Here is a 14,160-nt window from a genome sequence, read left to right on the forward strand (position 1 = left end):
TCAGCGATAAACCGGGAAATCAGCGCACAGGGCAGACACGTGCTTGGCCACGTTGGCCTCGACATCGGCGTCGCCGAGGTTGTCGAGGATGTCGCAGATCCAGCCGGCCAGTTCGATGCACTGCGGCACTTTGAAACCACGCGTGGTCACCGCCGGGGTGCCGATACGCAGGCCCGAGGTCACGAACGGCGACTGCGGGTCATTCGGCACGGCGTTCTTGTTGACGGTGATGTGGGCGCGGCCCAGGGCGGCGTCCGCTTCTTTGCCGGTGAGGCCCTGACGAATCAGGCTGACCAGGAACAGGTGGTTGTCGGTGCCGCCGGATACCACATCGTAGCCGCGCTTGATAAACACATCGGCCATGGCCTGGGCGTTATCGATCACTTGCTGCTGATAGGCCTTGAAGCCTGGCTCCAGCGCTTCCTTGAAGCACACGGCCTTGCCGGCGATGACGTGCATCAGCGGGCCGCCTTGGGCGCCGGGGAATACCGCGGCGTTGAGTTTCTTTTCGATTTCTTCGTTGGACTTGGCCAGGATCAGACCGCCCCGTGGACCGCGCAGGGTCTTGTGGGTGGTGGTGGTGACCACATCCGCATACGGCAGCGGGTTCGGGTACAGGCCGGCGGCAACCAGGCCAGCGACGTGGGCCATGTCAACGAACAGCAGTGCGCCCACCTTGTCGGCAATCTGACGGAAACGTGGGAAATCCAGCGTCTTGGAGTAGGCAGAGAAACCGGCCACCACCATTTTCGGCTTATGCTCGACGGCCAGACGCTCGACTTCGTCGTAGTCGATCAGGCCGGTGTCGGTGTTGATGCCGTATTGCACGGCGTTGTACACCTTGCCCGAAGACGACACTTTGGCGCCGTGGGTCAGGTGACCGCCGTGCGCCAGACTCATGCCGAGGATGGTGTCGCCGGCTTGCAGCAGGGCCAGGTACACCGCACTGTTGGCGGACGAACCGGAGTGCGGCTGCACGTTGGCGTAATCGGCGCCGAACAGTTGCTTGGCGCGTTCAATGGCCAGGGCTTCAACTTTGTCCACGTGCTCGCAGCCACCGTAGTAGCGCTTGCCCGGATAACCTTCCGCGTATTTGTTGGTGAGGCCGCTGCCTTGGGCTTCCATCACGCGTTTGCTGGTGTAGTTCTCTGACGCGATCAGCTCGATATGATCTTCCTGACGCTGCTCCTCGGCATTCATGGCCGCCAGCAGTGCGTCGTCATATCCCTGGATCTGGTCTTGTTTGCTGAACATCGCGTCTCTCCCAGCCTTTCGTATTGTTGAGGCCCGTTCAGGGGCCCTTTGATGCGATGGTAGGGCTGACGCCTCAAGATCAAATGCCTACGGACGCCACGCAAAGGTGCGTTTACGACATGGCGTGAACAACACCGAAACAAATGTGGGAATGGGCTTGTGTGGGAGCTGGCTTGCCTGCGATGCAGACACCTCGGTCTATAAGCAGAACCGAGGTGATGCCATCGCAGGCAAGCCAGCTCCCACAAGGGTTAAGCGATGATCTTGCGAACGAGCAGCAGCAGAAGGAAATGCAGGGGGTAGAGGGCGTAAGCCCAACGGCGCATGGCCGGCGGCGTGACATCTTTGGCATGTCGCAACAGGACTAATCCCGCCAACGGCGCGATCAGGCATGCGGCCAATCCCGACAACGCGACAGGCGTGCCGCTATTAAGCAGAATCTGCCATTGATTGGCGGCCACACACACCAACCCCGGCAACACGCTGAAATACCAGGGACGACGGAACACCAGCAGCATCGCCAGCGGCAGTAATACACCAAACAAACCGAACATCAGCTGCGTGGAAAACACGGCGGCGATCGTGACGGCAATCAGCGCCAATACGCGATCAAAAAGCGCCTTCTGCTGCCATCCTCGGGCAACCAGCAGGCCCAGTGCCAAGGTCGGCAAGACGTTCAACGTATCGGCATCCTCGATAAACAGCCGATAGGGCACTTCGCTGATCACGCTGAACACCAACAGCCAGCCCAGGTAGCGCCATTGGCCTGTCACGGGTGCGTGCCTGACCCGATGCAGATTCGCCGCAATCGCCAGGCAAAACCACGGGAACGCCAAGCGTCCCGGCACATACAGGCCGTCCAGGCTCAGCCCGACATAGCGCAGGTGGTCGAGCACCATGCTCAACAGCGCCAGCCACTTGAGCAGATCCAAAGCGCCGTCACGGACATGTCCGACAGGCAGGGTTCCAGTACCGTGCATAATTCCCCAGTGACTTTGCATTTACAGTGCGTGCGCACCCGCGACAATCTTGGTTACAGTGCGCACCAACATCGACCACAGGAATGGGCCATGACCGACAAGAGCCAACAATTCGCCAGTGACAACTATTCGGGCATTTGCCCGGAAGCCTGGGCCGCCATGGAACAAGCCAACCAGGGCCATCAGCGCGCCTACGGCGATGATGAATGGACCCACCGTGCCGCCGACGGTTTCCGCAACCTGTTCGAAACCGACTGCGAAGTGTTCTTCGCCTTCAACGGCACCGCCGCCAACTCCCTGGCGCTGTCCTCGTTGTGCCAGAGTTACCATAGCGTGATTTGCTCGGAAACCGCCCACGTCGAAACCGACGAATGCGGCGCACCGGAGTTTTTCTCCAACGGTTCCAAGCTGCTCACCGCGCGCACCGAAAACGGCAAACTGACCCCGGAATCGATCCGCGAGATCGCCCTCAAGCGCCAGGACATTCACTACCCCAAGCCGCGCGTGGTCACCCTGACACAGGCCACCGAAGTCGGCAGCGTGTATACCCCGGATGAAATCCGCGCCATCAGCGCCACCTGCAAAGAGTTGGGCCTGAACCTGCACATGGACGGCGCACGCTTCTCCAACGCCTGCGCATTCCTTGGCTGCTCACCGGCGGACCTGACCTGGAAGGCCGGCGTGGACGTGCTGTGCTTTGGCGGCACCAAAAACGGCATGGCCGTGGGCGAAGCGATCCTGTTCTTCAACCATAAGCTGGCCGAAGACTTCGACTACCGCTGCAAACAGGCCGGCCAGTTGGCGTCGAAAATGCGCTTCCTCTCCGCCCCGTGGGTGGGCCTGCTGGAAAACGATGCCTGGCTCAAGCATGCACGCCACGCTAACCACTGTGCACAACTGCTAAGCAGCCTGGTGGCCGACATTCCCGGCGTGGAACTGATGTTCCCGGTGCAAGCCAATGGCGTGTTCCTGCAGCTCTCGGAACCGGCGATTGCGGCGTTGACCGCCAAGGGCTGGCGCTTCTACACGTTCATCGGCAAAGGCGGCGCACGCTTCATGTGTGCGTGGGATACCGAGGAAGAACGTGTAAGAGAATTGGCGGCGGATATTCGGAAAGTAATGGAAGCCTGAAACGACGGGCCCTTCAGGGCGTTTTCAGAGACTGTTTGTAGGTATTTCTGACAGTATCTATCTACCCCCTGCCTTGGTTAGGATTTCGTCACCCCGAACAAACGGACGCGTTTTTTCGGGGCTGACTGCCTGCCGAATATTCGGCTGGAAAGGGAAATCCTATAGAGGGCAACATCATGGAAATTCAACGCTACACGATTGACTCGCAACGCCGAGACGCCACCAGCGCCACACTCGTCAGCCTCGACGACCTGAGGAAGCTGGCGAATGTCGGCGACACCATCGTCGAGCCTTCCAGGCTCTTTACGGTCACCGGCAAAGAGTTCGAAATGACAGCATCCGGCGCGTACACCATCAACCTTTTCGTCCGCTAACCACTAAGGCTCGCGCCGCAGACTCATGACCTGCGACGCGGCACTGATGTGATTTCGCTCACAAGGCCTTCGGCTCTTGATGCTCTATTTCCCGGTGCCCTGGACGGCGGTCAACTGCATGTTCATCGCGGCCTGCGACCGCCACGGCGGAGCGCGCGGCGTCAACCGGGTCGGCGGCCAGCACTCTACTGAGGGTCAGAACTCGATGCGCACATCACCCTTCGGCACACTGCAGCACGACAGGATATAACCTTCGGCTTCGTCTTCTTCGGTGATGCCACCGTTGTGCTCCATCTCCACCTCGCCGCCCAGCTTCATCACCTTGCAGGTGCCGCAGATGCCCATGCCGCAGGCTTTGGGGATCAACAGGCCAAGCTTGGCGGCTGCGGCATGCACGGTTTCGCCGGGGGCGACGCGAATGCTTTTGCCCGACGCAATGAACTCCACCTGGTGCAGATCCGCCAGGTCGATTTCCGGCGCGTCGGCGGCTTGTTCGGCTTGCTCCACCGCGTCCGCACGGGCTTCCGGCGGTGTGGCGCCAAACGATTCCTCGTGGTACCGCGTCATGTCGAACCCTGCCACTTCCAGCAGGCGCTTTACCGCGTTCATGTAAGGCGTAGGGCCGCAGCAGAACACTTCGCGCTCCAGGAAGTCCGGCACCATCAGTTCCAGCATCTTGTGGTTCAGGTAACCGCGATAACCCGCCCAAGGCTCACCCAAACCATGTTTCTCGCAGATCAGGTGCAGGCTGAAGTTGTCGATCCGCGACGCCATATGCTCCAGCTCGCGGTGATAGATGATGTCCTTGGGCGAACGGGCGCTGTGGATAAACGTCATGTCGACGTTGGCGTTGGTGTCGTAGAACCAGCGCGCCATCGACATCACCGGCGTGATGCCCACGCCGCCGCTGAGGTACAGCACTTTCGGACTCGGGAAGTCGATGGCGTTGAACAAGCCCACCGGCCCGTGCACCGCCAACTCTTGCCCTTCATGAAGGGTATCGTGCAACCAGTTGGAAACCTTGCCGCCCGGCACGCGCTTGATGGTCACCGAGAAGCTGTAAGGCACCGAGGGCGAGCTGGAAATGGTGTAGGAGCGCATGATCGGCTGGCCGTCGATTTCCAGCTCCAGGGTGACGAATTGCCCTGGCTTGAAAAAGAACAGGATCGGCTGGTCGGCCATGAAACAGAAGGTGCGCACGTCCCAGGTTTCCTGGATGACTTTGACGCAACGGACAATGTGTCGACCATTGGCCCAGGTCTGGGTGGTTACCGGATTCAGGAAATTATTGGACATGTTGTTCTCCACCGCCGACATCGGCCTTATGGTGGCGATTCTGCGTAACGTCAGAACCACCCATTTACCTATCTGCGACATTCACATACTTATCGCGACCAGCCCCCAACGACCTAGGGTTGCGCGTCGGGAACAGATTGGGCCATGTCGCCCATGGATAAGGTTCGCCACATCGCCGGCCCCACACTCGCTCCCAACAACGACGCTTTCTTTACGCCTTGCAAAGCACCAACCGTAGCCACTATTCGCCGGCCACACAGAATGGCCATGAGGACACACACGATGGACGTCACCGCAACCTTAAGCTTGGGCGATCCGCTGGAACCCGCACGCAAGGCCACCGCGCAAATGCTGCAAGAGCGCGAGCGCACTTTCTCGCTGCCGCAGCCGTTTTACTCTGATGAGCGGTTGTTTGATATCGACATGCAGGAAATCTTCCAGAAAGAGTGGTTGATCGCCGGCATGACCTGCGAGATCCCGGCCAAGGGCAACTACCTGACCCTGCAAGTGGGCAAGAACCCGATCATCGTGATCCGTGGCGCCGAAGGCGTGGTGCATGCCTTCCACAACGTGTGCCGTCACCGTGGCTCGCGCTTGTGCACCAGCGACAAGGGCAAGGTCGCCAAACTGGTCTGCCACTACCACCAGTGGACCTACGAACTGGATGGCCGCCTGCTGTTCGCCGGCACCGAGATGGGCGCCGACTTCGACATGAAGCAGTACGGCCTCAAGCCAGTCAACGTGAAGACCGCCGGTGGCTACATCTTCATCAGCCTGTCGGAGAACCCGCCAGCCATCGATGACTTCCTGTCGACACTGAACCACTACATGGAACCCTACGACATGGAGAACACCAAGGTGGCGATTACCACCACCTTGATGGAGAAAGCCAACTGGAAGCTGGTGCTGGAAAACAACCGCGAGTGCTATCACTGCAACGCGTCGCACCCGGAACTGCTGAAAACCCTGCTGGAATGGGACGACGTCACCGACCCGCGCGCCGACCAGGCGTTCAAGGACCACGTGGCCGCCTCCGCCGCCGCCTGGGATGCCGAGAAGATCCCTTACGCCCACGCCAGCTTCGGCCTGCGTAACCGCATCGTGCGCATGCCGCTGCTCAAGGGCACCGTGTCGATGACTCTGGACGGCAAGCAGGGCTGCGCCAAACTCATGGGCCGCATCAAGAACCCGGACCTGGGCTCGATGCGCATCCTGCACCTGCCCCACTCCTGGAACCACTGCATGGGCGATCACATCATCGTGTTCACCGTGTGGCCGATCAGCGCTCAGGAAACCATGGTCACCACCAAGTGGCTGGTGCACAAGGACGCCGTGGAAGGCGTGGACTACGACGTGGACCGCATGCGCCAAGTGTGGGACGCCACCAACGACCAGGACCGTCGCCTGGCCGAAGAGAACCAGCGCGGGATCAACTCCACCGCTTACCAGCCAGGCCCGTATTCCAAGACCTATGAATTCGGCGTGGTGAACTTCGTGGACTGGTACAGCGAGCGCATGTTGAGCAACCTGGGGGCCGCTCCGGCGCCTTACCTCAAAGGCGTTGCGGCTCACGAGTAACCTTCCCCTCTGTAGGAGCCGGCAAGCCGGCTCCTATGTAGTGTTCAAATTTTAATCAAAACCTCTGAACCCCTCTCCTGACGTACCCTCCAGCCTTTACCCAACAACTTATCCACAGAGCCACCCACAGCAATTGTGGGCAAGTGCGCCTTCCACCCTAAATTAAATGAAGAAAATCCGTGACTTATTTGAGTACCGGGGTTTTGTCAGCGGTTGATCACTTATTGATCAAACCCCTGAAAGCGTTGTATTACGTGACGTGTAGAGGTACGCAAACACCTTATCCACAGAAGCACCAACAGACTTTGGGGGCAACTTGCACGACGCTGTGGAAAACCCCTTCAAAGCTTCATAAATCGCGGTTTCCAGAGATTCCGGTGAGTAAATACCCCTAATTGATCATATTTTGATCAGTCGATTGAAAGCCTTGATTAATAAGGGCTGCAGCCGATAGCGAACACGTTATCCACAGAAGCGCCAACAGAGTATGGGGGCAACTCTGTGCGGAAAAATGCTCGGACAGCGCAAAAAAACCGAGTAAAAACCGTCAGTTAGCCTGGTTGTTTTTCGTACAAAGGGCTGGAGGGCTTGATTGTAACGGGCTGTGGACAACCGCGAACAGGTTATCCACAGACGGGTCAACAGGGATTGTGGGTAATCCCACGGACAGTGCAGAACCAAGGTGGGAGCGGGCTTGCTCGCGAAGGCAGGTGTCAGCCAACACAGGCACTGGCACACCGCATTCGCGAGCAAGCCCGCTCCCACATTCGATCAGCGTACGACGCCTTCCTCGATCAACAGCTTGAGAATGGCCTCGGCGCCCGCTTCCGGGCTGAGCCCCTTGAGCACTTGACCACCGCCACCACTGGCCTTGGCCGTGGCGGCTTTCATGCGGTCAGCACCGCTCTTGGCTTTGATTACCTTGAGGCGCTTGGGGCGTGGCTTGGCCGGCTGCAGCACGGCGTCTGTGAATAACTCGTCTTGTTCGATTTCGACTTCGTGGGCCGCCAGCTCACCGCGCTGCGCCGGGCCGAAGGCACTCTGCCGAGGCTTGGGCGCGGCGTTATCCACCGTCGCCAGAAACGGTAGGCGTACCTTCAGGCGTCGTCGTTGCCCACGTGGCAGAGCTTGCAGCACATGGGCCACACCGCCGTCGATGGACTCGACCTGCGCCAGCCCGACAATCAAAGGCCAACCCAATTGCTCGGCGAGCAAAAACGGCAACATGCCCGAGCCTTCACCGGTTTCCGCCTGGCTGCCGGCGAGCACCACCTGGGCACCGGCGTCACGCAGGTATTCACTGAGCACCGGCAAGGCATCACTGCCCGCTGGCTGCTCCAGCACATGCAACTGCGGCAACCCCATGCCCAGGTAGCTGCGCAGGGTCGGCTCGCTGATGTCGCCCGCGTGTAGCACCTGCAACTTATCCCCAGCCATTTGCAGGCCGAGCTCCACCGCGCGCGCGTCTTGCTCGGCACGGCGTGGTCGCCCGGAGGTCGGGTGGGCGCCGATGGACACCAAGCTGATAACATTTGTGTTCATGCTCATATCCTCAAGCCGCGTCGCGCTTGGCGCCGTTGCGGTGGGCCTCGACCGCGACGATCAAGGCTTGCAGAATCGCGGCGCTTTCGCCGATCACCGACAGGTCGGCACGCTTGATCATGTCGCAACCGGGGTCGAGGTTGATCGCCACCACCTTGTCGCAGGCACCGATGCCCTGCAGGTGCTGGATCGCCCCGGAAATGCCCACGGCCACATAGACCCGTGCCGTGACCCAGGTGCCGCTGGCGCCGACCTGGCGATCACGCGCCATATAGCCATCGTCCACCGCTACCCGCGACGCGCCTTCAGTGGCGCCCAGAGCCGCAGCGGTCTGGTGGAACAGGGCCCAGTCCTTCACGCCGTTACCGCCGGAGAAGATGAATTCCGCTTCGGCCATGGGAATCGCCGCCGGGTCTACCGCCACGGCACCTAGATCTTCGATCCGTGGCAGGCTGCGCGCCAGGGTTGTGGATAACTCCACGGGCAGTACTTCATGACGTGTCTCGCTGACCGGATCGGCACACTCGGCGGCCGCAAGGATCAGGCGTGGCAGCGGCCGGGCCAAATCTTCCTGGCCCGCACCGGCGCGACCGATACACGACTCGCCTTTGATCTGCCACACCCGCGTGGCCGGACGCTGCTTGAGGCTGGCGGCAAAACGCCGGCCCAGCTCGCCGCCACCGCTGCGGCTGTCCGGCAGCAGCCAATGGCGGGGGTTGAGCTGGTTATCCACAGCGCGCAGGCCCTGAACGCGTTGCTCCGGTGAATAACCGTCGAACTCATGGCCCTCCAGCACCAGCAGGCGATCAACGCCCGCTGTGGCAAAGGTGGTTTCTTTATGCTCGCCAAATACCACTGCCAACACTGCGCCGTCGTTGCCGGCGAGCTGCCGCGCCAGGCCGAGCAAGTCGCGGTCGTGACTGCTCAGGCGGCCGCCGACCATGTCCGGCACCACGTTGATGTAGAACGCCGGCGCCGGAACCTGGTGCAGCGGCAACTGCACCTCGACCGCCGCCGTACGCTTCGCCGCGCCGCCCTGCTGGGCGCCGCTGCGGTCGATACGCTTGATCCCGTTGGGGCCGATAAAACCAACGCCATGCACGTTCTTGCGGACAACGCCGTTGGGCCCCATCCAGCTGTGTTGCACGGGCTGCATCGCCGCATGCAGGGGATGAAGACGGTTACGGGCGATCCATTCGGCCCGTGGGTCGCGGCGGATAATGTCGCTCATCAATGCACCTCCGCAGGTTCGCGCTTGGATGGAACGTTGGCTGGCGCCTCTTCAAGCAATGCATCCGCCACCAGCTCGGCGATGTCTTTGATCAACGGGCGCGGCTCAACCACACCCTCGAGCATCGCGGTGCATTGCGGGCAACCCACGGCCACCAGTTCGGCGCCGGTTTCGCGGATGTCTTCCATGCGCATGTCGGGGATACGTTGCTTGCCGGGAATGTCGGTAATCGGCGCCCCGCCACCGCCGCCGCAGCAGCGTGAGCGGAAGCCCGAACGTTGCATCTCCTTGACCTCGATGCCCAGGGCTCGCAGCACCTGACGCGGCGCTTCGTACTCACCGTTGTAACGGCCCAGATAGCAAGGGTCGTGATAGGTCACGCTGCTGCCCTTGTGCTGGCCCAGGTTCAACGCGCCCTCATCGATCAGTTGCGCCATGAAGGTGCTGTGGTGCTGTACGCGATAATGACCGTTGAAGGCGCCGTACTCGTTCTTCAGTACATGAAAGCTGTGCGGGTCGCAGGTCACGATGCGCTTGAAGCTGTACTTGGCCAGGGTCTGGATGTTGCGTGTGGCCAACAACTGGAAAGTCGCTTCATCACCCAGGCGCCGCGCAACATCGCCGCTGTCGCGCTCCTCCAGGCCGAGTACCGCGAAGTCGATCTGGGCCGCTTTCAGCACTTTGACGAAGGCGCGCAGGGTACGTTGGTTACGCATGTCGAAGGCACCGTCACCGACCCAGAACAGTAGGTCGCAACTGCCTTTTTCGCTGAGCAGCGGCAGGTTCAAATCTGCCGCCCAGTTCAGGCGACCGCCCGGTGCGAAGCCGCCGGGGTTGTCGGTGGCGATCAGGTTTTCCAGGACTTCGGCGCCTTTGTTCGGGGTGGCGCCCTTTTCCAGGGTGAGGTGGCGGCGCATGTCGACGATGGCGTCCACGTGCTCGATCATCATCGGGCACTCTTCCACGCAGGCGCGGCAGGTGGTGCATGACCACAGGGTTTCGGCGTCCACCAGGCCGTTGACGATCGGCTGATGTGGGTTGCCGCTGTGCTCACCGATGGGTTTGCCAGGATAGGGGCTGCCGGCGAACTTGGCATCGGTGCCGCCCGCCAGGCCGACCACCATGTCCTGAATCAGCTTTTTTGGGTTCAGCGGCTGGCCGGCGGCGAAGGCTGGGCAGGCGGCTTCGCATTTACCGCACTGCACGCAGGCGTCGAAACCGAGCAGTTGGTTCCAGGTGAAGTCCTTGGGTTTTTCCACGCCCAGGGGCGCGCTTTTATCACTGAGGTCCAGCGGCTTCAAACCGGTGGAGCGGCCACCTCCGAAGCGCTCGGCACGGCGGTGCCAGGCCAGGTGCAGCGCACCGGCAAAGGCGTGTTTCATCGGGCCGCCCCAGGTCATGCCGAAGAACATTTCGGACACGCCCCACAGCACACCGACGCTGAGCAACGCCGCCAGCAGCCAGCCGCCAAAGTCCACCGGCAGAATTCCGGCCACCGGCAGCGTTACCAGGAAGAAGCTTACCGAGAACGCCATCAGGCTTTTCGGCAGGCGCATCCAGGGGCCCTTCGAAAGGCGTGAAGGCGGATTACGGCGACGCAGGTAAACAAAGGTGGCGCCGACAAACATCAGCACCGACGCCAGCAGCAAGGCATAGCCGAGGATGCGGTTCTGCAGGCCGAAACCATGGACCAGAATGGCGAGCAACGCCGACAGCACAAAACCCAGCGCGGTGGCGACGTGGGTATTGGCGATGTATTTGTCGCGAGCGACCACGTGGTGCAGGTCGACCATGTAGCGCTTTGGCATAGCCAACAGGCCGCCCAGCAGGTTGACCTTGGACGCGCGGCCACGGCGCCACATGTTCACTCGGCGCAGGGCACCGAGGACGGCAAGGCCCAGGGCGGCAAACAAGAGAATCGGAAGAAGGGTGTTCAACATGGTGAAGCTCCCAAAGACCACGCGGGTCCAGCATGGAAGCCGGATCACTGTGGGAGCTGGCTTGCCTGCGATGGCATCGCCTCGGTTTCACTCAAGACCGAGTCGCCTGCATCGCGGGCAAGCCCGGCTCCCACATTGATCAGCTCCCACATTTAGATCGAGTACACAGTGGTTCGGTGGTTTCTAGAAATCCTTGCACAAGCGCAGGGCGTCATAGATCGCAGCATGGGTGTTGCGCTGCGCCACACAGTCGCCAATGCGGAACAGCAAGTACCCATCACCCGCCTCGCTCAGGCAAGGCTGCGGCTTGATCGCGAACAAGGCTTCAACGTCGATCTGGCCTTTGTTGCGTGAGCCTTCCTTGAGCGCGTAGTAAATGGCTTCGTCCGGACGCACGCCGTTCTCCACCACCACCTGATCCACCACCCGCTCCTCTTTGGCGCCGGTGTATTCGTTCTCCAGTACCGCCACCAGCTTGTCGCCCTCGCGGTAGACCTTCTCCAGCATCATGTCGCCGGTCATGATCACTTCCTTGGGGTACATGCTGCGGTAGTAGGTCGGGAACGACGTACCGCCGATGGCCACGCCCGGCTTGATGTCATCGGTGACGATTTCCACCTGGCAGCCTTTGTCGGCCAGGAAGTCGGCCACCGACATGCCGGTGAACTCGCAGATGGTGTCGTAGACCAGCACGTTCTTGCCCGGCGCGACCTTGCCATCGAGCACATCCCAACTGCTGACCACCAAACCTTCGGCGGCGCCCCAGTGTTCGTTCTGCTCGATAAACGGATGCCCGCCGACGGCCAGCACCACCACGTCCGGACGCAGGTCCAGGATGGTCTCTGCATCGGCCGCGACACCCAGGCGCAGGTCGACTTTCAAACGCGCCAGCTCCAACTGGAACCAGCGGGTGATGCCGGCAATCTGGTCACGCTGCGGCGCCTTGGACGCCGTGGTGATCTGCCCACCAATAAACTCTTTCTTCTCGAACAAGGTCACGTCATGGCCACGCTCGGCGGCCACGCGTGCAGCCTCCATCCCGGCCGGGCCGGCACCGACCACCACGACTTTGCGTTTCGCCCCGGTGGACTTCTCGATGATGTGCGGCACGCCCATGTATTCACGAGAGGTCGCGGCGTTCTGGATGCACAACACATCCAGGCCCTGGTACTGGCGGTCGATGCAGTAGTTGGCACCGACGCACTGCTTGATCTGGTCGATCTGGCCCATCTTGATCTTGGCGATCAAGTGCGGGTCGGCAATGTGTGCACGGGTCATGCCGACCATGTCCACATAACCGCCTTCCAGAATGCGCGTGGCCTGGTTCGGGTCCTTGATGTTCTGCGCGTGCAGCACCGGGACCTTGACCACTTCCTTGATACCGGCGGCCAAGTGCAGGAACGGCTCCGGTGGATAACTCATGTTGGGGATCACGTTGGCCAGGGTGTTGTGCGTATCGCAACCCGAGCCCACCACGCCGATGAAATCGAGCATGCCGGTGTCGTCGTAATACTTGGCGATCTGTTTCATGTCCTCGTGGGACAAGCCGTCCGGGTGGAACTCGTCACCGCACAGGCGCATGCCCACGCAGAAATCATCACCAACTTCGGCGCGTACGGCTTTCAGCACTTCCAGGCCGAACTTCATGCGGCCTTCAAAGGTGCCGCCCCACTCGTCGGTACGTTTGTTGACCCGCGGGCTCCAGAACTGGTCAATCATGTGCTGGTGCACGGCAGACAGTTCCACACCGTCCAGGCCACCGGCCTTGGCGCGGCGCGCGGCCTGGGCGTAGTTGCCGATCACACGCCAGATTTCTTCCGGCTCGATGGTCTTGCAGGTGGCACGGTGCACCGGCTCACGCACGCCCGACGGCGACATCAGCGTCGGCCAGTTAAAGCCGTCCCAGCGCGAGCGACGGCCCATGTGGGTAATCTGGATCATGATCTTGGCGCCATGCTTGTGCATGGCGTCGGCCAGGTTCTGGAAGTGCGGGATGATGCGGTCGGTGGACAGGTTGACCGAACTCCACCACTCCTGCGGGCTGTCGATGGCGACCACCGAGGAACCGCCGCAGATCGCCAGGCCGATACCGCCCTTGGCTTTCTCTTCGTAGTACTTCACATAGCGGTCGGTGGTCATCCCGCCGTCGGTCGCATACACCTCGGCGTGGGCGGTGCTGAGCACGCGGTTGCGGATGGTCAGTTTGCCGATCTGGATCGGCTGGAACATTGCTTCGAAAGCCATGGCACGGTCCTCGGCTTACAACGGCTTGACGGTGAACAGGCCGTCATCGTGGCCCTCTTCGGAGCCTCCGTAGACTTGTTCGGCGACAGTGCGGATCTGGCTGCCGCGTGCTTGCAGAATCTGGTCCATGGCACCGGCAAACCAGCCGGTGAACATGTAGTCCACTTTGCGCCCGACCTTGCCGTACACGTAGACGAACGCCGAGTGTTCCAGCTTGACGCTGGCGGTGCCTTTATCGAGGTCGATGTCCTGAATCTTGAACAGGCCCCAACCGCGCTGCGACAGGCGCTTCATGTAGTGCTCAAACACCGCGACGCCTTCCAGGCCATGGCATTCAGCTTCTTTCTCGCACCAGTGCCAGGCGGATTTGTAGCCGGCCTTGTAGAGGATCTCGGCATAGGCGTCGGCGCCCAGGACTTCTTCGATGCCGATGTGGTTATTGACGAAGAAATGGCGTGGCACGTACAGCATCGGCAAGGCGTCGGAGGTCCAGACACCGGTTTCGCTGTCGACTTCGATAGGCAATTGCGGGGCGATCTTGGCCATGGAAACTTAACTCCAGAAAAATTCTTGTTAATGCCCCCGGCGCG

General features: G+C 61.0%; 11 protein-coding genes. 3 read left to right on the forward strand and 8 right to left on the reverse strand.

The window, feature by feature from the left end:
* Together glyA and BMZ57_RS10630 are read right to left on the reverse strand one after the other, a co-directional pair.
* Window positions 1–1,254 carry a serine hydroxymethyltransferase gene (gene glyA / locus BMZ57_RS10625; RefSeq protein ID WP_069672924.1) on the reverse strand — a complete coding sequence of 418 codons (1,254 nt, stop codon included), beginning with the start codon at window positions 1,252–1,254 and terminating at the stop codon, window positions 1–3.
* A gap of 251 nt (window positions 1,255–1,505) precedes the next feature.
* Window positions 1,506–2,234 (reverse strand): TraX family protein, encoded by a 729-nt coding sequence (locus BMZ57_RS10630; protein WP_010207086.1) that lies wholly within the window; start codon window positions 2,232–2,234, stop codon window positions 1,506–1,508.
* Window positions 2,235–2,324: 90 nt separating this feature from the next.
* Between BMZ57_RS10630 and BMZ57_RS10635 the strand changes: the two genes are divergently transcribed.
* Window positions 2,325–3,365: a threonine aldolase family protein gene (locus tag BMZ57_RS10635; protein WP_010207092.1), complete on the forward strand. Its 1,041-nt coding sequence runs from the start codon at window positions 2,325–2,327 to the stop codon at window positions 3,363–3,365.
* A 176-nt stretch (window positions 3,366–3,541) separates the two neighbouring features.
* Complete coding sequence (locus BMZ57_RS10640; RefSeq protein WP_010207094.1) at window positions 3,542–3,739, forward strand: hypothetical protein; 198 nt, start codon at window positions 3,542–3,544, stop codon at window positions 3,737–3,739.
* Between the two features lie 195 nt (window positions 3,740–3,934).
* On the opposite strand, the gene gbcB is transcribed toward BMZ57_RS10640, so the two are convergent.
* Window positions 3,935–5,035 carry a glycine betaine monooxygenase reductase subunit gene (gbcB, locus tag BMZ57_RS10645; protein ID WP_010207095.1) on the reverse strand — a complete coding sequence of 367 codons (1,101 nt, stop codon included), beginning with the start codon at window positions 5,033–5,035 and terminating at the stop codon, window positions 3,935–3,937.
* A gap of 282 nt (window positions 5,036–5,317) precedes the next feature.
* On the opposite strand from gbcB, the gene gbca reads away from it, so the two are divergent.
* The gene (gene gbca / locus BMZ57_RS10655; protein ID WP_010207096.1) at window positions 5,318–6,613 is read left to right on the forward strand and encodes a glycine betaine monooxygenase oxygenase subunit; all 1,296 of its coding nucleotides are present in this window, start codon (window positions 5,318–5,320) and stop codon (window positions 6,611–6,613) included.
* A 771-nt stretch (window positions 6,614–7,384) separates the two neighbouring features.
* Here gbca and etfB read toward each other — a convergent pair.
* From etfB to BMZ57_RS10680, 5 genes are all read right to left on the reverse strand, one after another.
* Window positions 7,385–8,155 carry an electron transfer flavoprotein subunit beta gene (gene etfB, locus BMZ57_RS10660; protein WP_010207097.1) on the reverse strand — a complete coding sequence of 257 codons (771 nt, stop codon included), beginning with the start codon at window positions 8,153–8,155 and terminating at the stop codon, window positions 7,385–7,387.
* A gap of 10 nt (window positions 8,156–8,165) precedes the next feature.
* On the reverse strand, window positions 8,166–9,386 hold the full coding sequence (gene etfA / locus BMZ57_RS10665; protein ID WP_044287995.1) for an electron transfer flavoprotein subunit alpha: 1,221 nt from the start codon (window positions 9,384–9,386) through the stop codon (window positions 8,166–8,168).
* On the reverse strand, window positions 9,386–11,326 hold the full coding sequence (gene dgcB, locus BMZ57_RS10670; protein ID WP_010207099.1) for a dimethylglycine demethylation protein DgcB: 1,941 nt from the start codon (window positions 11,324–11,326) through the stop codon (window positions 9,386–9,388). Before dgcB ends, etfA begins: the two co-directional genes overlap by 1 nt.
* Before the next feature lie 183 nt (window positions 11,327–11,509).
* Window positions 11,510–13,570 (reverse strand): dimethylglycine demethylation protein DgcA, encoded by a 2,061-nt coding sequence (dgcA, locus tag BMZ57_RS10675; protein ID WP_010207100.1) that lies wholly within the window; start codon window positions 13,568–13,570, stop codon window positions 11,510–11,512.
* 15 nt (window positions 13,571–13,585) lie between these two features.
* Window positions 13,586–14,116, reverse strand: coding sequence for a DUF5943 domain-containing protein (locus BMZ57_RS10680; RefSeq protein WP_016977793.1), 531 nt, complete (start codon window positions 14,114–14,116; stop codon window positions 13,586–13,588).
* Between the last annotated feature and the right edge of the window lie 44 nt (window positions 14,117–14,160).

It is taken from the genome of Pseudomonas simiae, assembly GCF_900111895.1.
GTDB classification, from domain to species: Bacteria; Pseudomonadota; Gammaproteobacteria; order Pseudomonadales; family Pseudomonadaceae; genus Aquipseudomonas; species Aquipseudomonas simiae.

Bases quoted from the DNA above. Each gene is read 5' to 3' on its own strand.
- BMZ57_RS10640 (WP_010207094.1), top strand. From the start codon at position 3,542: ATGGAAATTCAACGCTACACGATTGACTCGCAACGCCGAGACGCCACC.
- dgcA (WP_010207100.1), bottom strand. From the start codon at position 13,570: ATGGCTTTCGAAGCAATGTTCCAGCCGATCCAGATCGGCAAACTGACC.
- BMZ57_RS10630 (WP_010207086.1), bottom strand. From the start codon at position 2,234: ATGCACGGTACTGGAACCCTGCCTGTCGGACATGTCCGTGACGGCGCT.
- BMZ57_RS10680 (WP_016977793.1), bottom strand. From the start codon at position 14,116: ATGGCCAAGATCGCCCCGCAATTGCCTATCGAAGTCGACAGCGAAACC.
- BMZ57_RS10635 (WP_010207092.1), top strand. From the start codon at position 2,325: ATGACCGACAAGAGCCAACAATTCGCCAGTGACAACTATTCGGGCATT.
- etfB (WP_010207097.1), bottom strand. From the start codon at position 8,155: ATGAACACAAATGTTATCAGCTTGGTGTCCATCGGCGCCCACCCGACC.
- glyA (WP_069672924.1), bottom strand. From the start codon at position 1,254: ATGTTCAGCAAACAAGACCAGATCCAGGGATATGACGACGCACTGCTG.
- dgcB (WP_010207099.1), bottom strand. From the start codon at position 11,326: ATGTTGAACACCCTTCTTCCGATTCTCTTGTTTGCCGCCCTGGGCCTT.
- gbcB (WP_010207095.1), bottom strand. From the start codon at position 5,035: ATGTCCAATAATTTCCTGAATCCGGTAACCACCCAGACCTGGGCCAAT.
- etfA (WP_044287995.1), bottom strand. From the start codon at position 9,386: ATGAGCGACATTATCCGCCGCGACCCACGGGCCGAATGGATCGCCCGT.
- gbca (WP_010207096.1), top strand. From the start codon at position 5,318: ATGGACGTCACCGCAACCTTAAGCTTGGGCGATCCGCTGGAACCCGCA.